Raw genomic sequence first — 22088 nt, 5'->3', positions numbered from 1 at the left:
GCCGGCCCCCGCGCGACCGCCTCCGCCGCCGCGCCCGCCCCACGAGACCGCAGCCAGCCATGTACAACCCCCAGCTCAACGAACGCGGCGAACTCAAGCACCTGCTCACGACCGAAGGTCTGCCCAGGCGCATCGTCGAGAACATCCTCGATACCGCCGCCAGCTTTGTCAGCGTGGGCGAGCGCGACGTGAAGAAGGTGCCGCTGCTGCGCGGCAAGAGCGTGTTCAACCTGTTCTTCGAGAACAGCACGCGCACCCGCACCACCTTCGAGATCGCCGCCAAGCGCCTCTCCGCCGACGTGCTCAACCTCAACATCAACGCCAGCAGCACCAGCAAGGGCGAGAGCCTGCTCGACACCATCGCCAACCTGAGCGCGATGCAGGCCGACATGTTCGTGGTGCGCCATGCCAGCAGCGGCGCGCCCTATCTCATCGCCCAGCATGTGGCGCCGCATGTGAGCGTCATCAACGCGGGCGACGGGCGCCATGCCCACCCCACGCAGGGCCTGCTCGACATGTACACGATCCGCCACTTCAAGAAGGACTTCACCAAGCTGACGGTGGCGGTGGTCGGCGACGTGCTGCATTCGCGCGTGGCGCGCAGCGACATCCATGCGCTGACCACGCTCGGCGTGCCCGAGGTGCGGGTGATCGGCCCGCGCACGCTGCTGCCGAACGGGCTGGAGCAGCTGGGCGTGCATGTGTTCCACGACATGGACAAGGGCCTGCGCGGCGTCGACGTCATCATGATGTTGCGGCTGCAGAACGAGCGCATGCAGGGCGCGCTGCTGCCGTCGGCGCAGGAGTACTTCAAGAATTACGGCCTCACGCCCGAGCGGCTGGCGCTGGCCAACCGCGATGCCATCGTCATGCATCCGGGCCCGATGAACCGCGGCGTGGAAATCGACAGCACGGTCGCCGACGGCGCGCAGAGCGTGATCCTGTCGCAGGTCACCTTCGGCATCGCGGTGCGCATGGCCGTGATGAGCGTCTGCGCCAGCCACTAATCAGAACGGTCACTCCATGAAAATCAAGATCCAGGGCGGGCGCGTGATCGACCCGGCCAACCGCGTGGATGCGGTGCTCGATGTATTCATCGCCGACGGCCGGATCGCGGCCATCGGCGCGGCGCCCGACGGCTTTGCCGCCGACCGCGTGCTCGATGCCGCCGGCCTGGTGGTGGTGCCCGGCCTCGTCGACCTGTGCGCGCGACTGCGCGAGCCGGGCTATGAATACAAGGCCACGCTCGAATCCGAGCTGAAGGCAGCGATGCACGGCGGCGTGACCACGCTGGTCTGCCCGCCCGACACCGATCCCGCGCTCGACGAGCCCGGGCTGGTCGAAATGCTCAAGTTCCGCGCCGAGCGGCTGCGTCAGGGCCATGTGTATCCGCAGGGCGCGCTGACGCTGGGGCTGAAGGGCGAAGTGCTCACCGAAATGGCCGAACTCACGCAGTCGGGCTGCATCGGCTTTGGCCAGGCCGATGTGCCGGTCACCAACACCCAGGTGCTGCTGCGCGCGATGCAGTACGCGCACACCTTCGGCTACACCGTGTGGCTGCGGCCGCAGGATGCCTGGCTGGGCAAGGGCGGCGTGGCGCATTCGGGCGCGGTGGCGGCGCGGCTGGGGCTCGCGGGCATCGGCGTGTCGGCCGAGACGATTGCGCTGCACACCATTTTCGAGCTGATCCGCATCACCGGCTGCCGCGTGCATCTGTGTCGCATCTCCAGCGCCAACGGCGTCGAGCTGTTGCGTGCCGCGCGCGCCGAAGGGCTGCCGGTGACGGCCGACGTGAGCGTGAACCACGTCCATCTCACCGATGTCGACATCGGCTTCTTCGACCCGATGTACCGGCTGGAGCCGCCGCTGCGCTCGGGCCGCGACCGCGCCGCGCTGCAACAGGCGCTGGCCGACGGCACCATCGACGCGATCTGCTCCGACCACTGCCCGGTCGACGACGACGAGAAGCTGCTGCCCTTCGATCAGGCCAGCCCGGGCGCGACCGGCCTCGAACTGCTGCTGCCGCTCACGCTCAAGTGGGCGCGCGAAGCCGGCCAGCCGGCGTCGGCGGCGATTGCGCTCATCACCCAGCGCGCGGCGGCCATCGTCGGCGCGCCGGCGCTGGCCCAGGGCGCGGGCACGCTCGGCGCGGGCGCCGTGGCCGACGTCTGCGTCTACGACCCCGAGGCCTGGTGGAAGGTCGAGCCGGCGCGCATCGCCAGCCTGGGCAAGAACACGCCCTTCCTGCGCCACGAGTTGCAAGGCGAGGTGGTCTGGACGCTGGTCGCCGGCGACGTGGCCTATCAGCGCGCGGCAGTCGCGGCGGCATGAGCGCGCAGCCGTCGGACGCCAGCGCCGCCCGCGTGCCGGTCAGCCCCGACATTGCGGTGCCGCTGCCGCCGCCCGGACTGCTGCCGCAGATCCGCATCCGGCTGCGCATCGCGGCCGCCGTCGCCACGCTGGTCGGCGGCTTTGCGGTGCAGCTGCTGCTGTTTCCGGTCATCGGCAAGGGCGGCCGCGATTTCGCGATGACGCGCTGGTCGCGGCTGATGCTGGTCGCCTGCGGCGTGCGCCGGCTGCCGGCCCGCATCGCGCCCGAGACGGCGCCAGGCTTTGCCGGCGCGCTGGTGCTGGCCAATCACGTCTCCTGGCTCGACATCCTGCTGCTGGCGGCGCTCCATCCGACGCATTTCGTGTCCAAGAGCGAGGTCGGCGACTGGCCGCTAATCGGCGCGATGGCCAAGCGCATGGGCACGCTGTTCATCGAGCGCGGCAAGCGCCATGCGGTGCACGCGATGATCCGGCGCGTGGCCATCGCGCTCGGCGGCGGCGAAAGCTGCACCGTGTTTCCCGAAGGCACGACCGGCGACGGCAGCACGCTGCTGCCCTTCCACGCCAACCTGCTCCAGGCCGCCATCGAGGCCGGTGCGCCGGTACAGCCGGTGGCGCTGCGCTACCGGCTGCGCGGCCAGCCGACCGGCGTGACCGCCTATTGCGGCGACATCAGCCTGGGCCAGTCGGCGTTTGCGGTGCTCGGCACGCCGGGCATCGAGGCTGAGCTGATCGCGCTGGCTCCCATCGCCTCGGCCGGGCTCACCCGCCACGAACTGGCCGAGCGCACGCGCTCCGCCATCGCCGCGGCGCTGGGCTGCGCCGGCTGATCCCGTTCATCGCTTCTCCGCACCGCTCAACCCGTCCGAGGAATCCGCCATGTCCGTCAATCCGTCCCGCTTCGCCGTCGGCGCCGCGCTTGCGCTGGCTGCCGTGTTCACCGCTCCGGCCCAGGCCGCCGACACCGGCGAGCCCAAGGAACTGAACATCTACAACTGGTCCGACTACATCGCGGACGACACCATCGCCAACTTCGAGAAGGAAACCGGCATCAAGGTCCGGTACGACAACTACGACAGCAACGAGGTGCTGCAAGCCAAGCTGCGCGCCGGCAAGACCGGCTACGACATCGTGGTGCCGGGCTCGGTGTTCGCCAAGCAGTACATCGCAGGCGGCCTGCTCAAGCCGCTCGACAAGTCGCTGCTGACCAACTGGGGCAACCTCGACAAGGCGCTGCTGGAGCAGCTGGCCAAGGTCGATCCGGACAACAAGTACCTCGTCGACTGGATGTGGGGCTATGTGACGGTGGGCATCAACGAGGCCCGCGTGAAGAAGGCGCTCGGCGACCTGCCCATGCCCGAGAACGCCTGGAGCCTGATCTTCGACCCCAAGTACGCGAGCAAGCTCAAGAGCTGCGGCGTGAGCTTTCTGGATTCAGCGTCGGAGGTGTTCCCGGTTGCCAACCTGTATGCGGGCAAGCCGCCCTACAGCGGCGTCGAGGCCGACTATCAGGAAAGCGCCAAGCTGCTCAAGAGCGTGCGGCCCTACGTCACGCTGTTCTCGTCGTCGGGCTACATCAACGATCTGGCCAACGGCTCGCTGTGCGCGGTGATGGGCTATTCGGGCGACATCAACATTGCGCGCCAGCGTGCGATCGAGGCCAAGAACGGGCAGAGCATCCGCGCGCTGATCCCGAGCACCGGCGCGACGCTGTTCTTCGACACGATGGCGATCCCGGCCGATGCGCCGCATCCCAAGAACGCGCATCTGTTCATCAACTACATCCTGCGCGCCGAGGTGGTGGCGGGCATCACGAACAAGGTCTTCTACGCCAACCCGAATGCGGCGAGCCTGAAGTTCGTGACCAAGAACGTGGGCGAGAACAAGACCATCTTCCTGAGCCCGGAGGACACCAAGAAGATGGTGGCGCCCGACACGGTGAGCCAGGACATCCGGCGGGTGCAGACGCGGTTGTTCACCAGCTTCAAGTCGGGGCGCTGATTTTTTTGGCAGCGGACCGGGGCTGGCCGGGATGGCCGCGGCGCCCGCTGGCGGCGGCCCCCGCGTGGCGGGGGCTTCCCGGGCGCGGCGGCCATCCCGGCCAGCCCCGGTCCTCGTGAATCGGCAAAGGTTGTTGGGGCTGTGATGCAGGCGCTGCGCTGGGTGTGATTGCCGCAGATGCTTGGACGCGGTGCCTTGGAAGATTCGGGGCGCCGCACGGACGGAGCTGACACAAACACAAAGGGCCGCAATCGCGGCCCTTGTTCATTCAGCGGCAGTGAAGGTTCGGACCGGAGGCGGCCGGAAGCGATGGCCCGCCGTCTGGCCAGCCGAGTGCCGGGCTTGGCGCCGGGCGAACGCCGCAGGCGTTCAGGGCCGCATGTCTGAGGGGGCGAAGCCCCCGAGTTGGCGGCCCGGCCCGGCGACAAGCCCGGCGCGAGGGCAGCACGCGCAGCGGGCCGCAGCCAGTCGGCGGGCCATCGCTTCCGGCCGCCTCCGGTCCTGCGGCCTAAAAAACATCAGCCGGCGTAGCCGTTCGGATTCCCCGACTGCCACCGCCACGCATCCCGGCACATGTCTTCCAGATTGCGCTGCGCGGTCCAGCCGAGCAGGTCGCGCGCCGCATCCACCCGCGCATAGCAGGCCGGCACATCGCCCGCGCGGCGCGGCACGATGTCGTAGGCCACCGGCCGGCCGGTCGTGCTGGCAAAGGTGTTGATGCAGTCGAGCACGCTGTAGCCCACGCCGGTGCCCAGGTTGACGGTCACTGACTTGTCCTTGGCGAACAGGTAGTCGAGCGCCTTCACATGGCCCTCGGCCAGATCGACCACATGGATGTAGTCGCGCACGCAGGTGCCGTCGGGTGTCGGATAGTCGCCGCCGAACACGCCGAGCTTTTCGCGCCGGCCCACGGCCACCTGCGTGATGTACGGGAACAGGTTGTTCGGGATGCCCGACGGGTCTTCGCCGATGGTGCCGCTCTCGTGCGCGCCGGCCGGGTTGAAGTAGCGAAGGATCGCGATGCGCCAGCTCGGGTCGGCGGTCATGCAGTCGCGCAGCAGCTCCTCGGTGTAGAGCTTGGTCTGGCCGTAGGGGCTCATGGTCCAGAGCTTGGAGTTCTCGTCGATGGGCACCGATTCGGGGTCGCCGTAGACGGTGGCCGACGAGCTGAAGACGAACTTCTTCACTCCGGCGCGCTGCATCGCCTTGAGCAGCTGGGTGCTGCCGAAGATGTTGTTGTCGAAGTACTCCAGCGGCTTCTGCACCGATTCGCCGACCGCCTTGAGCGCGGCGAAATGGATGACGGCATCGACCGCGTACTTGGCGAACACCGCGTCGAGCGCGGCGGCGTCGCGCACATCGCCGCGTTCCAGCGCGATGGTCGTGCCGGTGATGGCTTCGAGCCTCGCCAGCACGCCCGGATGGGCATTGCAGAAGTTGTCGAGGATGACGGCGCGATAGCCGGCAGCTTCAAGCGCCACGACCGTGTGCGAGCCGATGTAGCCGGCGCCGCCGGTGACGAGGATGGTCTTCTGGGTCAAGTGGTGGCCTATGAGGAGTCAGGTTCCGGGGCGCTGCGCCTGCGGGCAGTCGATCTGCCAGAGCCGGCGCGCGGCAGGGTCGCCAGCGAGCTGAAGTGCCGTGAGTTTGCCGCCCCAGATGCAGCCGGTGTCGAGTGCAACATGTTCGGGCGACAGGCGCAGGCCCAGCGTGGACCAGTGCCCGGTCACGACGGTGACATCGCGGCTGCGCCGTCCGGGCACATCGAACCAGGCGAAGTGGCCGGCGGGCGGAGCGCCCGTGCCGTCCTTGCTTGCGAAGTCCATCGTGCCGTCGGCGGTGCAGAAGCGCATGCGCGTCAGCGCGTTGACGATCACCCGCCAGCGGTCGGGACCGCGCAGCGAGTCGTCCCAGCGTGCCGGCGTGTTGCCGAACAGCAAAGCGAGGAAGTCGCGCCAGTCCGGCCCGCGCAGCCGATCCTGCAATTCGGAAGCGAGTTCGACGGTCTGCGCGGCGGTCCATTGCGGCAGCACGCCGGCATGCACCAGCAGATGGCCGTCCTGCAAATGCGCGAGCGGGCGGTGACGCAGCCAGTCGAGCAGCTCATCGCGGTCGGGCGCGGCGAGGATGTCGGCCAGCGTGTCGCCGCGCCCGGGCTTGCGAACGCCGGCGGCCACTGCCAGCAGATGCAGATCGTGATTGCCGAGCACCGCGACCGCGCGCTCGCCAAGGCTGCGCACCCGGCGCAGCGTGCCGAGCGAATCGGGACCGCGATTGACGAGATCGCCGCAGAACCACAGTTGCGGATCGGGCGGCGCGTCGGGAGATTGGGAGATGTGATCGAGCAGCGAGTCGAGGCTCGCGCGGCAACCCTGCAGGTCGCCGAAGGCAATGATGGGCGTCATCGCCGCATTCTGAGCCAGCCCGGTGCGCGCAGCCGGACGATGCGCGAGTATAGCCACACATAGGTCAGCACGAAGGCCAGCGCGCCGGCCGCCAGCGCCATGCCGCTTTCGAAGAACAGCACCGCCGGCACCACCGCCAGACAGGACAGCACCCACAGATAGGGCGCGGTGAGCGAATTGCTGCGCTGGCACACCAGCGCGTCGCCGGCCAGCTCGGGCGGCAGCACCAGCCGGCGATAGATGAGCTGATGCAGATGCGAGGCATCGGGCAGATGCGGATTGGCGCCCTTGACCACGCGCCGGCGGTAGACCGAGAACGCCACCTCGGTCAGCGGATAGCAGAGCAGCAGCACCGGAAACCAGGCCGACACGCGCGGATTGCGCGCCACCAGCAGGATCGACATCGCGCCGAGCACGAAGCCGAGGAAGTAGGCGCCGCCATCGCCCAGGAACAGGCTGCCGCGCGGCCAGTTCCAGAACAGGAAGCCGAAGATCGCGCCGGCCATCAGCAGCCCGCCCGACACGATGAACGGATCGCCGACGCGCCAGCCGACCACCGCCAGCGCCACGAACATCGCCGCCGTCACCACGCCGGCCAGCCCGTTGAGCCCGTCGATGAGATTGACCGCATTGGTGATGGTGAGCAGCGCCAGCAGCGTCAGCGCAAAGCCCGCGACCGGCCAGGCGATCACCGCATCGAGCCAGCCGATGTCGACGCGCGGAATGCGCAGATCGAGCAGCCACCAGGCCAGCGCGCAGGAAATGGCCATGCACACCAGCCGCCAGCGCGGCGAGATGCGCTTGGTGATGTCCTCGCCGACGCCGCCCAGAAAGCTCGGCAGCACGCAGCCGAACAGCCCGAGGATCAGCCCGCCCGTCACCGGGTTGTGCAGCTCGATCGCGGCCGCGCCGACCAGCGCCGCCAGAAAGATCGCGATGCCGCCGACCCGTGGCACCGGCGCGCGATGCAGCTTCTGCACGCCGGCCAGATCGTGGTCGAGCAGGCCGTTGTGGGTCAGCCGCGCGGCCAGCCGCAGGATGATGAAACCGACGATCAGCGAAACGATGTAGGCGATGCCGAACGAGAACATGGGCGCTCCTCAGCCGTGCTGGCCGGACCGGGCAAGCTGCCGTCCGTAGCGCCAGAACACCGGCGTGGTCCACATGCGCAGCAGGCTGAACACATGGTTGGCGAGGCGGCGCGGCGAGCGGTGGCTGTCGCGCCGCGCGTCGTGGATGACCTCGGCGGGTTCGACCACGCCGATGCCCAGACCGGCGAGGCGCAGGCGGGCACAGAGGTCGAAGTCTTCGCAGTACATGAAATAGCCCTCGTCGAAACCGCCGACGCGGGCAAACGCGCTGGCGCGCACCGCCATCGCCATGCCGGCCATCCAGCAGGGCGCGGCCGGCACCGCCGTGCGCAGACCCAGGCCCCAGCGCCGAAACAGGTCGAGCGGCGTGGGCAGGGCGCGAAAGAAATCGGCGCGCCGGCCGTCGGGTTCGAGCACCACCGGGCTGGCGAGCCCGAGCTGGCGGTCGGCGGCAAACGCCGCGACCAGCGCCCGCAGCGGATTGCCGACCAGCCGGATGTCCGGATTCATGACCCAGAACAGCTCGGTATCGCAATGCGCGAAGGCGGCGTTGTGATTGGCGGCAAAGCCGCGCGGCGCCGGGTTGTCGACGATGTCGAGCGCCACATCGTCGCGGTCGAAGCGCGGTGTCCAGGCCTCGGGCAGGTTGCGCGTGACGACGATCCGCGCGAGTCCCGCATCGTCGAGCGCGGCGATCTGGTCGAGCAGCCGCTGAGCGAGCAGGCCCTGGCCGTGGCTGACGATGGAAAGCGTGGTTCGCATGTGGATTGAGGCTGGCGAAAGTTCCGCCCGGCGTCCTTGCTGATTGGTTTCGGGATGTTGAACGGATTCTAGGTGGGCATGTTGCAATGCACAAATATTGCCCTGCTGTCCAGTGGGGCTAGGCCGAAAGGCCTCGGGCGGGCGGGTGCAAGCGATGTCATGAAGTGCAATGCGATGTCGCGTGCCAAGCCGCGCAGCGCCCGGCGCGCTGGCGGATTTTGCTGGCTGGCGCCCGGCCGTAACCCGGCGCCCGGTCTGTTTTGGCCGAGGTTGGCGCCGTCAGAGCTTGAGGCGCACGAACACGAACTCGGGGATGTGCCGGATCACCAGCATGATGAGCCGCCAGAGGCCCGGGGCGTAGACCACCGCTCGGCCGCTGCGCACGCCGTCGACGATGCTGCTGGCCACGGCTTCGGGCGCGGCCAGCCGGGCGCCACGGGCGCGGAATTCGGCCGTCATGGGCGTATCGGTGGGGCCGGGCTTGATGAGCACCACCTTGACGCCGGCCCGGTGCAGCCGGTTGCGCAAACCTTCGCAGTAGCGCGTGACCAGGCCCTTGGCGGCGCCGTAGACATAGTTGGACTGGCGGCCGCGGTCGCCGGCGACCGAGCCGATCACCGCGATGGTTCCCGCACCGAGCGGTTCGAGCCGCTGCGCGAAGGCTTCGGCCACCAGGCAGGCCGAGCTGCCGTTGAGGTCGAGCGCGCGCCGCGCGGTGGCCAGGCTGTGCTGGCAGGCGGCCTGATCGGGCAGCCAGCCGTGGGCGATCAGCACCACGTCCACGCCGCCGAGCCGGGCGAAGGATTGCGCCGCGATGGCGTCGGCGGCGCCAGCCAGGTCGGGCTGCTCGGCGTCGAAGCCGGCCACCTCGACCGAGCTGGCGCCGCGCACGCGCAAGTCTTGCGCGATGACGTCGAGCCGCGCGAGATCGCGGCCGGCGAGCAGGAGATGGGCTTTTTCGGCGGCCCAGAGCCGGGCACAGCATTCGGCGATGCGCGAGGTTGCGCCGACGATCACGACACGAGTCATGCGGTTTCCGCCGGCATTACCCGGCGCCAGAACGAGGAAGAAAAGGCCTTGTCGCGCCAGGGCGCGAACGCTTCGAGCCGCGCGCCGTAGCCGGCCGCGAACATTGCGGGCGACATGGCGGCGTCCTTGGCCGGATAGAGCGCGCCGCCGGCCGCCAGCACCTGCGCATCGAGGCGCCGGAACAGGTCGAGCGTGCTGGCGCCGAGGTTGGGAAAGTCGAGCGCCAGCGTGACGCCGGGCCGCGCGAACGACAGCAGGCCGGGCGCGCTGCGGTCGCCGAAGGTCTTGAGCACCGCCAGAAACGAGCCCTGGCCGCTGCGCGCGATGCTGTCGAGCAGCGCCTGCGTGGCGGCCGGACCGGCTGCGGGTGGCAGCACGCACTGGTACTGGTAGAAGCCGCGCCGGCCGTAGATGCGGTTCCATTCCAGCAGTCCGTCGAGCGGCCAGAAGTACTCGTACACGCTCTGGATCGCGCCCTCCGCATCGCGCGAGCGTGCGTAGTAGGCGGCGTTGAAGGCGCGCAGCGACAGCCGGTTGATGAGCGAGACCGGCGGTGTGAACGGCACGCCGCGACTGCGCGGCGCGGGCGGCAGCGTCGGCCGGCCGGCCAGTTCGTCGCGGCCGGCATGGCGGCCTGCCAGATACACGCCGCGCAGCGCGCCGTCGCGTGCCGACAGGCAGTCGATCCACGACACCGTGTACGGAAACTGCCGCTCGCGCTCGGCATTGAGCGCGAAGAATTCGGCCAGCGTGGCGAAGCGGGTCGAGCGCACCGACATCCAGCCGCTGTCCACCGGCATGAGCCGGAGGCGTGCGGTGACGATGAGCCCGGTCAGCCCGAGCCCGCCGAGCGTCGCGCGGAACAGCGCCGAATGATGCGTGGGCGAGCAGTCGAAGGCGCCGTCGGAGCACAGCAGGCGCAGGCCGAGCACATGGTCGCCAAAGCTGCCGGCCGCGTGATGGTTCTTGCCGTGCACATCGTTGGCGATGGCGCCGCCCACGGTGACGAAGCGCGTGCCCGGCACCACGGCCGGAAACCAGCCGCGCGGCAGGAAGTCGCGGACGATGTCGGACAGCAGCGTGCCGGCCTCGCACTCCAGCACGCCGCTGTCGGCGTCGAAGCCGAGGTAGCGGTCGAGGCCGCGCATCGCCACCAGATCGTGGCCCTCGTTCAGGCCCACGTCGCCGTAGCTGCGGCCATTGCCGGCGGCCAGCAGCGGCCGGCCGGCCGGCAGTGCCAGCCCGACCCGCGAGGCCGGCAGCGTCAGTCGATGCTGGAACGGCCCGGGCAGGCCCCAGGAACGCTGGCCGGCGCTCATGTGGCCAGCATCGAGGCCAGCACGCCCAGCCCGACCAGCGTCAGGCAGAAGCGATCCCGGGCCACGAAGACGATCGGATCGTCATGCATCTCGCCGCGCCCGGCCTTGAGCCAGATCCGGCCCAGGCCCAGGGTCATCAGCGCCACCAGGCTCCACAGGAATTCGGGATGGCGGTATTGCGCATGCGCGGTCTGGCTGTCGATGTAGAACGCGGTGACGAAGGTGGCGACCATGCCGGCTGCCGCGCCGAGCGCCAGCACCACCGGCGTGTCGCCGGGACCGTAGGCGCGCCCGGCCACCGTGGTCTTGCCCGCCGCCGTCATCAGCACCAGCTCGGCATAGCGCTTGAGCAGCGCCAGACTCAGAAAGCCGTAGGCGCACAGCGCCAGCAGCCAGAACGACAGCGCCACGCCGACCGCCGCCGCGCCCGCGACCACGCGCAGCGTGTACAGCGCCGCCAGCGTCGCCACGTCCACGAACAGCTTGCGCTTGAGCAGCGTGGAATAGGCCGTGGTGGTGACGAGATAGATCAGCAGCACGACCAGGAACCGCGGGCCGACCAGCGCGCCCAGCCCGATCGCCAGCAGCGCCACCAGCGGCGCCGCCAGCATCCCGGCCATGACCGGCAGATCGCCGGCGGCGAAGGGCCGCAGCCGCTTGCGCGGATGGGCCCGGTCGGCGGGCAGATCGAGCAGATCGTTGACCAGATAGATCGACGAGGCGGCGCAGCCGAAGGCCGCGAAGGCCACCAGGCATTGCAGCAGCGTGGTCCGGCTGTCGAGCACATGCGCGGCCAGCGGCGCCAGGAAGATCAGCAGGTTCTTCACCCACTGGTACAGCCGCAGCGCCCTTACCCACAGGCGCAGCCGCGTCAGCGCCGAGGCCGGCCGGTTGTCGAATTCCTGCGCGACCGTGCCGGCGGCGCGCGCCTTGGCGGTGACGGCCGCCGGCGCCTCGACCACGATGGACTCGCCGGCCTCGGCCCATACCGCCAGATCGTCGGAAGAATTGCCGGCATAGGCGAAGCCGCGCGCGCCGAATTGCGCCGACAGCGCCGCCGCCTTGCGATGCGACGACAGGTTCACGCCATCGGTGGCGAACACGCCGCTGAAAAAGCCCAGGTGCGCGGCGATGGGCTCGGCCACGCTGCGATGCGCCGCCGTGGCCAGATAGACCGGGCGCGTCGCCGACTCGCGCCGGGCCCATTCCACGAGATCGGTGCGATAGGGCAGGGCGTCGGGCGCGGGGCGGGCGTGCTCGGCCAGCCGCGCCTTCATGCTGGCCTTGCCGCCGGCCAGCCAGAACGGCAGCCGCAGCAGCAGCAGCGGATGGGTCTTGAGCAGTTCGAGCACCGACTCGTGCAGCGTGTCGGTGCGGGTGAGCGTGCCGTCGAGATCGAGACAGAGCGGCAGGGCGGCGTGTTCGGACATGATCCTCAATCCTTGGGTTGAACCGGCGGCCGGCGCAGACCCAGCAGCGACAGCAGCGGAATCGCGCCGACGCCCAGCACGATCGCAAACCACAGCGTGGCGGCGCGGCAGACCAGCGTGCATACCGCCGCCGGCGCCGGCGCCACGCCGGCCAGCACGAGCAGCGAGGCCATCGCCACTTCGGTCCCGCCCAGCCCGCCGGGCAGAAAGGTGACGACGCCGACGATCACGCTCGCGGCATAGATGCCCACCACCGTGAGCGGCGCCACCTCGGGCGCGAACCAGTGCGCCAGCAGCCACAGGCCGACGCCTTCCAGGCCCCAGGCCACGAAGGACAGCGCCAGCATCGGCAGCGGCCGATGCCCGGCCAGCGCCCCGGTCTGCTCGATCAGCCGTTGCGCCAGCCGCGCCAGGCCGAGCGCGCGATGCCAGCCCGAGCGCTCGGCCTGGGCGCGCAGGGCGCCGATGGCGCGCAGCGGCAGCGCCGGCTGGCGCAGCAGCGCGATGACGCCCAGACCGATGACCGCGATCGCCGCCAGACTCAGCGCGCCCATCTTCCAGAGCCCGAGTACCGGCAGCGCCAGCGCCAGCATCGCGACCATGTCCATCAGCCGTTCGAGCACGAACACCGACAGGCTGGTGCTGGTCGGCACGTCGAGCCGCGCCAGATAGGCGCTGCGCAGCGCCTCGCCGACCTTGCCCGGCGTGAGCGTGAGCGAGAAGCCCGACAGATAGATCAGGAAGTGCCGGCCGGTGGGGACGACATGGCCCGTGCTGCGCAGATAGGCGTCCCAGCGCAGATAGCGCAGCAGATAGTTGCCGAGCGAGAGGGCGAAGACGGCCAGGACCAGCCAGGCGGGCAGCTGGGTCAGCGCTTGCCAGCCACGGTCCAGTTCGGTGCGCGACTGTGTGCCCAGCAGCAGCGCAACGCCGGCGAGGGCCAGTGCCGCGATGAGGAGCAGAGCGAGGCGGTTCCGTCCAGGCGAGCGGACCGGCGCTTGGGCGGTGGCGGGAGAGGTCATTGGGGATGTGGCTCGCTTGATCTGCGGTCGGCGCAGGCTGGGATGTGCTGCGGTGAGGCCAATTGCGCCGCAGTGCAGCAACGGTAGCAGCAGTGCCGCGCGCCGCGGGTGCATGGCGGCTGGATCGTGCGGCACTAGCGTGCTGGCGCGGCGGCGTGGAGCGAAACGTTGCAGCTGGCGTTGAATCGCAATGCTGCCGCGTCGGGCTGGGGCGTGGCACGCACGGGGAATTCGCCATCGGCGAAGCGCACATGGCGATCGAAGATGGCGCGCGCCAGCACCCAGTCGGGTGAACCTGGCTCGGCCGAGATCGTCACGTTGCCATCGGCGGCGCGGTGATCGGCGCCGGCGAGGTGCGCGAAATCGTCGAGCAGCCGGGTCTGGCATTGCGCCATGTCGTAAAAGTCGAGACCGATCCTGCCGGTGTGCAGGCTGGCGATCGCGACCGCCAGAACCACGAGCGCACGCGCCGGCCACGCTCGCCAGCCACGCCACACCAGCACGAGCAGCAGCGCGAAGGCCACCGCGCTCGCATACAGGTATTGCGACTCGTTCTTGGAGATGAGCAGCACCGGCCCGAGCGGCGCGAGGTAGCCCAGCGGATAGAGCAGCGCGCGCCAGCGGTGGCGCAGCAGCAGCAGCACGAACAGCCCGCCATGCAGGACGGCCGCCAGAAGCAGCACCGGCGTGCGGCTGAGCCAGAGCGTCTGCGATTCGACGACACGCGGCGTCAGCGGGAATAGCAGGTAGGTGGTGGCATTCGTGGCCAGATTTGCCGGCGACGGGTCGATCCCGTAACCGCCGCCGCCCCGCGCGCCGCCAGCCAGCGCGGGGAAGCGCAAGGCCAGATAGCTGCCGACCAGCACTGCGGTGACAGCCAGTGCAAGCACGGCGCGCGGACGCAGCATCCGATCCCGGTCTGCCAGCGCCAGCAGCAGTACGGCTGGCAGCAGCGCCACCGCCGTCTCCTTCGAGGCCAGCGCCGCCGCGGTGCCGGCTGCGGCGCCAACCAGCAGCAGCACATGGCCACCGCGCCAGTACCTGCAAAAGGCGGCAAGCGCCAGCGCGCCAAACAGAAAGTAGGTCAGCTCGTAGATGGCGACGACCCACGACACCGAGAACGTCGTGAGCGGGCTGACGGCGAACAGCAGGGTCACGGCCAGCGCCGCGCGGCGCAGGAAGGGCCGGGTCGCAAGGTAGACCGCGCAGGCGGCAAGTGCATGGGCGAGGCCGCTCAGCAAGTGCCCGGCGAGCACTGGATGCGAGCTAGCAAGCACGCGGGCCAGCAGGCTGTAGCCGATGGGTCGAAAAAAGGTCGCGTTGCGCAGCCCTGCCACATCGGTGAGATCGAGGTGGGTTAGCTGGCCGGTATGGCGGAGCTGATCGAGCAGTTGCAGTTCGTCGTGGGAATAGAAGCCGGGTGCTGCGATCGACAGCAGATTGCCGGCCAGCGCGACAGCGACGACAAGCAGCAGCGCCAACGGGGTGGACAACGGTGGTGTTGCGCTGGCGGGGCCGGGCGGGCTCATGCGGGATTTCCGGAATGAATTGGCGGTTGCGGCAAGGGCACAGGCACTCGTGGTCAGAGCTAAAAGTAGATGAAGGGCTCCGACAGGTCGCGCTGCCAAAACATATCGAGCGCGGCCAGCGCGGCGGCAAACGGGCGCCAGCTGCCAGATCGGGGCGTGGCTCCGGCATGGGCGGCGCGGCGGCCGGGCGGATTCACGGGCGCGCCTCCGCAGGCGGGTTTGCCGGGAGCGCATGGAACTGCCCCAGTGCAATGCGCTGGCCGGCCACGGTTTCGCGCGGGCCCCAGTCGGTCACGACCAGCGGGGCGGCGACCGGCACCGGTCGGTGGCGCCTTGCCGCCACGTCGGTGGGGCGGGGCTCGCAGGCGCTCAGCGCGGGCATGAGGACGGCGGAGAGCGCGCCGGCACGATGGAGTCGCAATGCGGTCTGCCGATGATGGTTGTTTTCAGGCGGTGCTCAGGACTGGGCGAACAGTTCTTCCCGCGTGACCACCGCCGTGCCGACCTTGCCCACCACGATGCCGCCGGCCCGGTTCGCCACCGGCACCGCTTCGGCCAGCGGCACGCCCACGGCCACCAGGCTGGCCAGCGTCGCGACCACGGTGTCGCCGGCGCCCGACACGTCGAACACCTCGCGCGCGACGGCCGGGAAGTTGAGCACCGTGCCGGCGGTGAACAGCGTCATGCCTTCTTCGGAGCGGGTGAGCAGCAGCGCCTGCACGTCGAGGTTGGCGCGCAGGCGTTCGGCCTTGGCATGCAGGTCGGCTTCGGACGACCAGCCGCCGACCACTTCGGCCAGCTCGCTGCGGTTGGGCGTGAGCACGGTGGCGCCGCGATAGCGTTCGTAGTCGGCGCCCTTGGGGTCGACGATCACCGGCTTGCCGGCGGCGCGCGCGCTCGACAGGATGTGCGCGATGTGCGCCAGCCCGCCCTTGCCGTAGTCGGACAGCACCACCACGTCGGCGCCGGCAATGCGCTGTTCGATGTCGCCGAGCGCCGCGTCGAGCACCTCGTGCCCGGGCTTGCGTTCGAAGTCGATGCGCACCAGCTGCTGCTGGCGGCCGAGCACGCGCAGCTTGACGATGGTGGGCATCGCGGCGTCCTCGATCAGGCTGTCGGCGATGCCGCCGGCGCCGACCAGGGCGCGCAGACGCTGGCCGGCTTCGTCGCGGCCGATCACGCCCACGAGTTCGGCCCGGGCGCCCAGGCTGACGATGTTGCGCGCCACGTTGGCGGCGCCGCCGAGCCGGTCTTCGGTGCGGGTGACGAGCACGACCGGCACCGGCGCCTCGGGCGAGATGCGGTTGACGTCGCCGAACCAGTAGCGGTCGAGCATGACGTCGCCGATCACCAGCAGGCGGCCGGCGGCGAGGTCGTGGGAGGGCGTGGTGGTCTGCATGCGGAGAAGGGGAAGTTGACCGCGCGGGTCAGCGGCCGAGTGCCGGCAGCTCGGTCTGCGCGCGGTCGAATTCGGCCGGAATGCCAATGTCGATGAAATAGCCGTCGGTGCGGAACACGCGCGGGCGCAGTTCGGCGCAATGGGCCTGGAGCAGGTCGGATTCGAGGCTGAAGCGGCCGGCGAGGCCGTGGCGCGCGAACACCCGGCTGCGCAGCACATAGATGCCGGCGTTGATCCAGCCCGGGCCGCTGCGGCCCTTTTCGGAGAAGCGCGTGGCGCGGCCGTCCTCGACCACCACCTCGCCGAAGCGCGCCACGTCGTCGACCTGGCGCAGCGCGACGAAGGCGTCCTCGGGCGCGGCGGCATAGGCGGCGAGGAAGTCGGCAAAGTCGAGTTCGACGAAGGTGTCGCCGTTGAGCACCACCACGGCTTCGTCGGGGCAGTCGGCCAGCGCCAGCGCGATGGCGCCGCCGGTGCCGAGCGGCTCGGCCTCGACCGAGTAGCGCAGCGTCATGCCGCGATAGCAGTTGCCGAAATGCGCCTCGATGCGCTTGGCCAGATAGCCGACCGACAGCAGCACCTCGCTGAAATGCGCGGCGGCGAGCCGGTCGAGCAGGTATTCGAGAAAGGGCCGGCCGGCGATCGGCGCCATCGGCTTGGGCAGGTCGGCGACACGCTCGCGCAGCCGGGTGCCGAAGCCGCCGGCGAGCACCACGGCCTTCATGCGGCGGCCGGCGGCGTGAACAGCGCCGACTCGATCAGGCTGCACAGCGTGTGGCCGAGCAGGATGTGGCCTTCCTGGATGCGCGGCGTGCAGGTGGACGGCAGCTTGAGGCAGTGGTCGACGACCTCGTCGATGGCGGCCGGCCGGGCGCCGGTGAAGCCCACCGTGCGCAGCCCGAGCTGGCGCCCGAGCGCGAGCGCCGCGATCACGTTGGGCGAGCGGCCCGAGGTGGTGATGCCGATCAGCACATCGCCGGCCTTGCCGACCGCCTGCACCTGGCGCGCGAACAGCTTTTCGTAGCCGTAGTCGTTGCCGATGGCGGTCAGCACCGAGCTGTCGGTGGTGAGCGCGAAGGCGGCGAGGCCGGGGCGGTCGAACTCGAAGCGGCTGACCAGTTCGCCGGCCAGATGCTGGGCATCGGCCGCGCTGCCGCCGTTGCCCATGAACAGGATCTTGTTGCCGGCCTGGAGCGCGGCGACGCAATCGCGCGCGATGGCTTCGAGCGTGGCCAGCAAGGCCTCGTCGCGCTGGATGGCGGCGAGATGGTCGGCGGCGGCGCCGATCTGGCGGCGGATGGATTCGATCATGCGACTCTCCAGCTCTGGCGTCCGGTGGCGGTGAAGTGGCAGTTGCTCACCTGGCCGTCGAAGCGGCCGAGGGTCTTGATGACCGCCACGCGGCGGTCGGGCGGCACGAAGAACATCATGAATCCGCCGCCGCCGGCACCCGAGACCTTGCCGGCCAGCGCGCCGGCGGCGCAGGCGGCGTTGTAGATCTCCTCGATGTGCGGCGTGGAGACGGTGGCGGCGGAGCGCTTCTTCTGCTCCCAGCCGTCCTTCATCGATTCGACGATGCCGGCGAAATCGCCGCGCAGCACGCATTCCTTCATGCGCACCGCCTCGGCCTTGAGCTTGTGCATGGTCTCGATGGCGCTGGCCGAGCCGGCCTGCACATGCGAACTCTGGTCCGCGATGATCCGGGCCGACTCGCGCGACACGCCGGTATAGAACAGCACCAGCGAGGCTTCGAGCTCGCAGACGATCCATTCGCGCACCCGCAGCGGATTGATGACCGCGCGGTTGTCGGCATAGAACTCCATGAAGTTGAAGCCGCCGAAGGCCGCCGCGTACTGGTCCTGGCGGCCGCCTTGCAGCTTGCAGACCTCGCGCTCGATGTGGAAGGCGAGATGGGCGATCTCGTAATCGTCGAGCGGCAGGTTCAGCAGCTCGACGAAGGCGGCAATCATCACCACCACCAGCGTCGACGACGAGCCGAGGCCCGAGCCGATCGGCGCGTCGCAGAAGGTGCTGAGTTCGAGCGCGATCGGCCGGCCGCCGTTGTAGCGCTCGACGATCTCGCGGTAGACGGCGCGGTGCAGCTTCAGCTCGCCGTCCACTTCCACCGGCGCGTCGAGCGGCAGTTCGACCTGGCTGCCCTGGTCGGTGGCGATGAAGCGGATGCCGTCGGTGTCGCCGGTGCGCAGCACGGCATAGGCATAGCGGTCGATGGTGGCGTTGAGCACCGATCCGCCATACAGGTCGCAGTAGGGCGAAACGTCGGAACCGCCGCCGGCAAGGCCGAGGCGCAGCGGGGCGCGGGCACGGATGAGCATGGTGTGTGCGTCAGAGGTGGGAGGCGTGGTCGGGCGGCGGCATGTCCGCTTCGAGCACGTGGCGCATCGCGCCGAAGGTGAAATGGTCGCGGATGTGCTGCTGCTCGGCGGCGCTGCGGGCACGCCAGAGCGCATCGTCGCGCAGCAGGTCGAGGGTGCGGCGGGCGAAGGCCTCGGGGTCTTCCTCGATGAACAGCGCCGGCTCGGCCGCCGCCAGCCCCTGCGCGCCGGTCGGCGTGGTGACCAGCGGCAGGCCGAAGCGCATCGCCTCGACCACCTTGCCCTTGACGCCGGCCCCGGCGCGCAGTGGCGCCACGCCGGCGCGGGCGCTGGCGTAATGGCCGGCCAGCGCCTCGTCGGTGACGAAGCCGGTCACGACGATGCGGTCGGACGCGAGCACCTTGACCGCCGGCGACGGATTGGAGCCGACCAGGAACAGCCGCACCCCGGGCGCCTCGGCAAACACCAGCGGCATTACCTGGGACACCAGCCATTGCGCGGCATCGACATTGGGTGGATGGCCGAAGCCGGCGACGAACAGCAGATCGCGCCGCTCGGCCAGATTGGCGGCCGGATCGGGCGCGACATCGGTGTAGGCATAGGGCGGCAGCGTGGCGCAGGTCTGGCGCCCGCCGGCGGCGGCGATCAGGCCGCGCACGTACTCGGTCTCGGTGGCCGACGGGTAGTAGACGACATCGACCCGGGACCAGACCTCGGGCTCCATCTTGAGAAAGCGCTGGTACTCGGCGGCGAGCGCGCTGTCGTCGGGCGTGAGGCGCATCTGCTCCTGGAGCCGCAGATGGTGCACATCGTGGCCGTAGTACAGCAGCCGGGCGCGGGTGTTGGCGCGCAGGCTGTCGATGTAGTTGAGCGCGACATAGGGCCGCGACAGCAGCACGTAGTCGATGTGGGCGCCGTTCTCACGCGTCCAGCGGTCGAAATTGCCGCTGTACTCGGGGCCGTGGAAGACCTCGACGCCGGTGGCTTCGAGCGCCGGCGTGTAGTCGGGGTCGAACCACAGGTTCTCGGGCCAGAACTTCACGTTCAGGTCCATCGAGCGCAGCACTTCCATCACCTGCCACATGGTGCGCGAGCCGGCATCGCGGTCGGGCTGGGGCACGTAATGGTCGACGACCAGGATGCAGGGTTTGGCGCGGCTGCGGTCGCGCGCGACGAACACCTGCTCGGCATTGGGGAAGTGCTCGCGCGCCAGCACCTCGGCCCACTTGTCGCGGAACTTGCGCTGGTTCTCGACCTGATAGGCCTTGATGCCGCTGCCGGTATCGGTGCCGTGCGAGACGCCCTCGTAATGGATGACGACCGAGCGTGGCTGGTAGTACACGCGCTTGCCGGCGGCGCGCACCGCGAAGGCCAGATCGCTGTCCTCGCAATAGGCCGGCACATAGCGCTCGTCGAAGCGGCCGAGCTGCTCGAAGAAGTCGCGCCGGATCAGCAGCGACGCGCCCGAGCAGTAGTCGACCTCGCGCAGATAGTTGAACTGGCTGGCGCGCGGGTCCTGCAGCCGGCCGAAGTTCCAGGCCGAGCCGTCGTTCCACATGATGCCGCCGGCCTCTTGCAGCCGGCCGTCGGGATAGACCAGCTTGGAGCCGACCATGCCGCAGTCGGGCCGGCTGGCAAACACGTCGAGCAGCGCGTCGAGCCAGCCCGGCGTGACCTCGGTGTCGTTGTTGAGCAGATAGAGGTAGTCGCCGCGCGCCAGCCCGGCGGCGCGGTTGCAGCTGAGCAGAAAGCCGAGGTTGCGCGGGTTGCGCTCGTAGCGCAGGCCGGGCACGGCGCCGAGCCGGTCGATCTCGGTATCGCCCGAGCAGTCCTCGGCGACGATGACTTCGAACGGCACCGCCGGCGGATGGGCGGCGATCGAGCGCAGGCAGGTCAGCGTCACGTCGAGCATGCCGTAGGCCGGAATGACGATGGACACGACCGGCGCGGCCACCTCGGCAAAGCGCAGCTCGGCGAGCGCGGCGGCGAGCCGGTCGGGCGGGACCGGGCCTTCGGTGGCGGGCGCGGCGAGCTGGCTCGCGGCGCGCTGCCGCTTCCAGTTCTCGTAATGGACGATGCCGTCGAACAGCGGCCCGCCGAGCCGGTAGACGGTGTCGACCAGCCGGGTCTTGGCATCGTGATCGAGCGGCAGCCGGGTGTAGACCTGCCGCGCCAGCCGCTGGGCGCGCGGCCGCAGCGGTTGCAGCACCGCATCCCATTCGCCGCGCAGCAGCCGGGCCGCCACGCGCAGCGGCTGGGTCAGGCGCCAGGAGCGGGTGCGCAGCAGCGCCGCGAAGCGGGCTTCGAGCTCGGCAGTGCGCTCGACCTGGCCCTGGTGCTGGCGGCGCGCGCGCTCGAGTTCGGCGTCGAGCCGGAGCGCCCAGGCAGTGCGTTCCTCGAATTCGGTTTCCTTGGCGGCGAGTGCGGCTTCGAGCGTGGCGGCGCGGGCCTGGGCGGCCGCGGCGGCGGCTTCGAGCGCGGCGGCGCGCGCGCTGGCAGTTGCGGCGGCGGCTTCGAGGTCGGCAGCGCGGGCCTGCGCGAGCTGGACCTGCGCATCGCTGCGCGCGGCCCGGGCGCTGCCGGCATCGAGCTCGGCGCGCGCCGCGGCGGCGCTGGCGACGGCGGCGGCGCGTTCGTCGTCGATGGTCGAGGCCCAGCGGCGCAGCTCGATGTCGGCGCGGAACAGGTCGTCGGCCGGGTCGCAGAACAGTGACGGCGCGAGTCGCTCGACCAGCGGCCGGTCGGCGCACAGCGCGATGCGGTAGATGCACTCGGCCAGCTGCGGCAGCGCGCGCCGCACGCCGTCGGCCTGCGGCATCCAGGTCTCGACCGCCGGCGCCAGCTCGGCGCCGGACTCGGGCTGCACCCAGCCGACCGTGGCCAGGGTCTGGCCGTACAGCGCCACATGGCCGAAATGCCGGTCGAGTAGCGCGCGGAATTCCTCCGCGCTCAATTCGCGCACATGGAATTGATTGTGGCCGCCATCGGTCCTGGCATAGACCGCGCGATCCGGCGTGGAAATGACCAGCAGGCCGCCCGGTTTGAGCACGCGGCGAATCTCGGCCAGCATTTCCTCCTGCTCGGCCAGATGCTCCAGCGTTTCGAACGACACCACCATGTCGAATTCGGCCGCCGCAAACGGAATTGCCGTGGCCGAACCCTGGACGAATTGCAGATTGGGAAATTGCGCGCCGTATTGGGCGCGCGCATGCGCCACCGCCTCGGCTGAAATATCCACGCCGCAGACCGAGGCCGCCACCTGCGCAAGCAGGGCCGAGCCATAGCCTTCGCCCGAGGCGATATCGAGCAGCCGCTTGCCACCGGCCAATGCCGAGCAGACGGCATAGCGATGCAAATGCTCATAGCGGATGCGCCCATCGAGCGTGGGCAGAAAACGCTCGCCGGTCCACGGCAAGGGCTGGGCCAAATCGGCT

19 protein-coding genes are annotated in these 22088 nt (G+C 70.0%); 4 read left to right on the top strand and 15 right to left on the bottom strand.

What is annotated here, in order from left to right; translation table 11 throughout:
* Positions 1 to 59: 59 nt before the first annotated feature.
* From B9P64_RS05310 to B9P64_RS05295, 4 genes are read left to right on the top strand one after another with little or no spacing between them, the layout of a single operon-like run.
* The gene (locus B9P64_RS05310; RefSeq protein WP_085315193.1) at positions 60 to 1007 is read left to right on the top strand and encodes an aspartate carbamoyltransferase catalytic subunit; all 948 of its coding nucleotides are present in this window, start codon (positions 60 to 62) and stop codon (positions 1005 to 1007) included.
* A gap of 16 nt (positions 1008 to 1023) precedes the next feature.
* Positions 1024 to 2331: a dihydroorotase gene (locus B9P64_RS05305; protein WP_085315192.1), complete on the top strand. Its 1308-nt coding sequence runs from the start codon at positions 1024 to 1026 to the stop codon at positions 2329 to 2331.
* Positions 2328 to 3161, top strand: a complete 834-nt coding sequence (locus B9P64_RS05300; protein ID WP_085315191.1) for a lysophospholipid acyltransferase family protein — start codon at positions 2328 to 2330, stop codon at positions 3159 to 3161. Before B9P64_RS05305 ends, B9P64_RS05300 begins: the two co-directional genes overlap by 4 nt.
* Before the next feature lie 49 nt (positions 3162 to 3210).
* Positions 3211 to 4332, top strand: a complete 1122-nt coding sequence (locus B9P64_RS05295) for a polyamine ABC transporter substrate-binding protein (RefSeq protein WP_085315190.1) — start codon at positions 3211 to 3213, stop codon at positions 4330 to 4332.
* Positions 4333 to 4850: 518 nt separating this feature from the next.
* Here B9P64_RS05295 and galE read toward each other — a convergent pair.
* The 15 genes from galE to B9P64_RS05220 all read right to left on the bottom strand — a co-directional run bounded on the left by galE (position 4851) and on the right by B9P64_RS05220 (position 22081).
* The gene (gene galE, locus B9P64_RS05290) at positions 4851 to 5873 is read right to left on the bottom strand and encodes a UDP-glucose 4-epimerase GalE (protein WP_085315189.1); all 1023 of its coding nucleotides are present in this window, start codon (positions 5871 to 5873) and stop codon (positions 4851 to 4853) included.
* 18 nt (positions 5874 to 5891) lie between these two features.
* A complete protein-coding gene (locus B9P64_RS05285) occupies positions 5892 to 6737 on the bottom strand; it encodes a symmetrical bis(5'-nucleosyl)-tetraphosphatase (protein ID WP_085315188.1) in 846 nt (281 codons plus the stop codon).
* The gene (locus B9P64_RS05280; protein ID WP_085315187.1) at positions 6734 to 7828 is read right to left on the bottom strand and encodes a glycosyltransferase family 4 protein; all 1095 of its coding nucleotides are present in this window, start codon (positions 7826 to 7828) and stop codon (positions 6734 to 6736) included. Before B9P64_RS05280 ends, B9P64_RS05285 begins: the two co-directional genes overlap by 4 nt.
* Before the next feature lie 9 nt (positions 7829 to 7837).
* Positions 7838 to 8590, bottom strand: a complete 753-nt coding sequence (locus B9P64_RS05275) for a glycosyltransferase (RefSeq protein WP_085315186.1) — start codon at positions 8588 to 8590, stop codon at positions 7838 to 7840.
* Between the two features lie 279 nt (positions 8591 to 8869).
* Positions 8870 to 9619, bottom strand: a complete 750-nt coding sequence (locus B9P64_RS05270) for an SDR family oxidoreductase (protein WP_085315185.1) — start codon at positions 9617 to 9619, stop codon at positions 8870 to 8872.
* On the bottom strand, positions 9616 to 10938 hold the full coding sequence (locus B9P64_RS05265; protein WP_085315184.1) for an FAD-binding oxidoreductase: 1323 nt from the start codon (positions 10936 to 10938) through the stop codon (positions 9616 to 9618). Before B9P64_RS05265 ends, B9P64_RS05270 begins: the two co-directional genes overlap by 4 nt.
* The gene (locus B9P64_RS05260; protein ID WP_139826154.1) at positions 10935 to 12368 is read right to left on the bottom strand and encodes a UbiA family prenyltransferase; all 1434 of its coding nucleotides are present in this window, start codon (positions 12366 to 12368) and stop codon (positions 10935 to 10937) included. Before B9P64_RS05260 ends, B9P64_RS05265 begins: the two co-directional genes overlap by 4 nt.
* A gap of 5 nt (positions 12369 to 12373) precedes the next feature.
* The gene (locus B9P64_RS05255) at positions 12374 to 13390 is read right to left on the bottom strand and encodes a lysylphosphatidylglycerol synthase transmembrane domain-containing protein (RefSeq protein WP_176256730.1); all 1017 of its coding nucleotides are present in this window, start codon (positions 13388 to 13390) and stop codon (positions 12374 to 12376) included.
* Between the two features lie 134 nt (positions 13391 to 13524).
* A complete protein-coding gene (locus B9P64_RS05250; RefSeq protein ID WP_176256729.1) occupies positions 13525 to 14919 on the bottom strand; it encodes a glycosyltransferase family 39 protein in 1395 nt (464 codons plus the stop codon).
* A gap of 59 nt (positions 14920 to 14978) precedes the next feature.
* Positions 14979 to 15116, bottom strand: coding sequence for a hypothetical protein (locus B9P64_RS24910; RefSeq protein WP_176256728.1), 138 nt, complete (start codon positions 15114 to 15116; stop codon positions 14979 to 14981).
* 260 nt (positions 15117 to 15376) lie between these two features.
* Complete coding sequence (gene rfaE1 / locus B9P64_RS05240) at positions 15377 to 16318, bottom strand: D-glycero-beta-D-manno-heptose-7-phosphate kinase (RefSeq protein WP_085315179.1); 942 nt, start codon at positions 16316 to 16318, stop codon at positions 15377 to 15379.
* A 28-nt stretch (positions 16319 to 16346) separates the two neighbouring features.
* A complete protein-coding gene (locus B9P64_RS05235) occupies positions 16347 to 17042 on the bottom strand; it encodes a nucleotidyltransferase family protein (RefSeq protein ID WP_085315178.1) in 696 nt (231 codons plus the stop codon).
* The gene (locus tag B9P64_RS05230) at positions 17039 to 17629 is read right to left on the bottom strand and encodes a D-sedoheptulose 7-phosphate isomerase (protein ID WP_085315177.1); all 591 of its coding nucleotides are present in this window, start codon (positions 17627 to 17629) and stop codon (positions 17039 to 17041) included. Before B9P64_RS05230 ends, B9P64_RS05235 begins: the two co-directional genes overlap by 4 nt.
* On the bottom strand, positions 17626 to 18654 hold the full coding sequence (locus B9P64_RS05225) for a GHMP family kinase ATP-binding protein (protein ID WP_085315176.1): 1029 nt from the start codon (positions 18652 to 18654) through the stop codon (positions 17626 to 17628). Before B9P64_RS05225 ends, B9P64_RS05230 begins: the two co-directional genes overlap by 4 nt.
* 10 nt (positions 18655 to 18664) lie before the next feature.
* Positions 18665 to 22081 (bottom strand): methyltransferase domain-containing protein, encoded by a 3417-nt coding sequence (locus tag B9P64_RS05220; RefSeq protein WP_235839902.1) that lies wholly within the window; start codon positions 22079 to 22081, stop codon positions 18665 to 18667.
* Positions 22082 to 22088: the final 7 nt, after the last annotated feature.

The sequence above is a fragment of the Derxia lacustris genome, from assembly GCF_002105195.1.
GTDB classification, from domain to species: domain Bacteria; phylum Pseudomonadota; class Gammaproteobacteria; order Burkholderiales; family Burkholderiaceae_E; genus Derxia; species Derxia lacustris.
The sequence above is the reverse complement of the archived record's forward strand: the minus strand, read 5'-3'. Positions and strand labels throughout refer to the sequence as shown.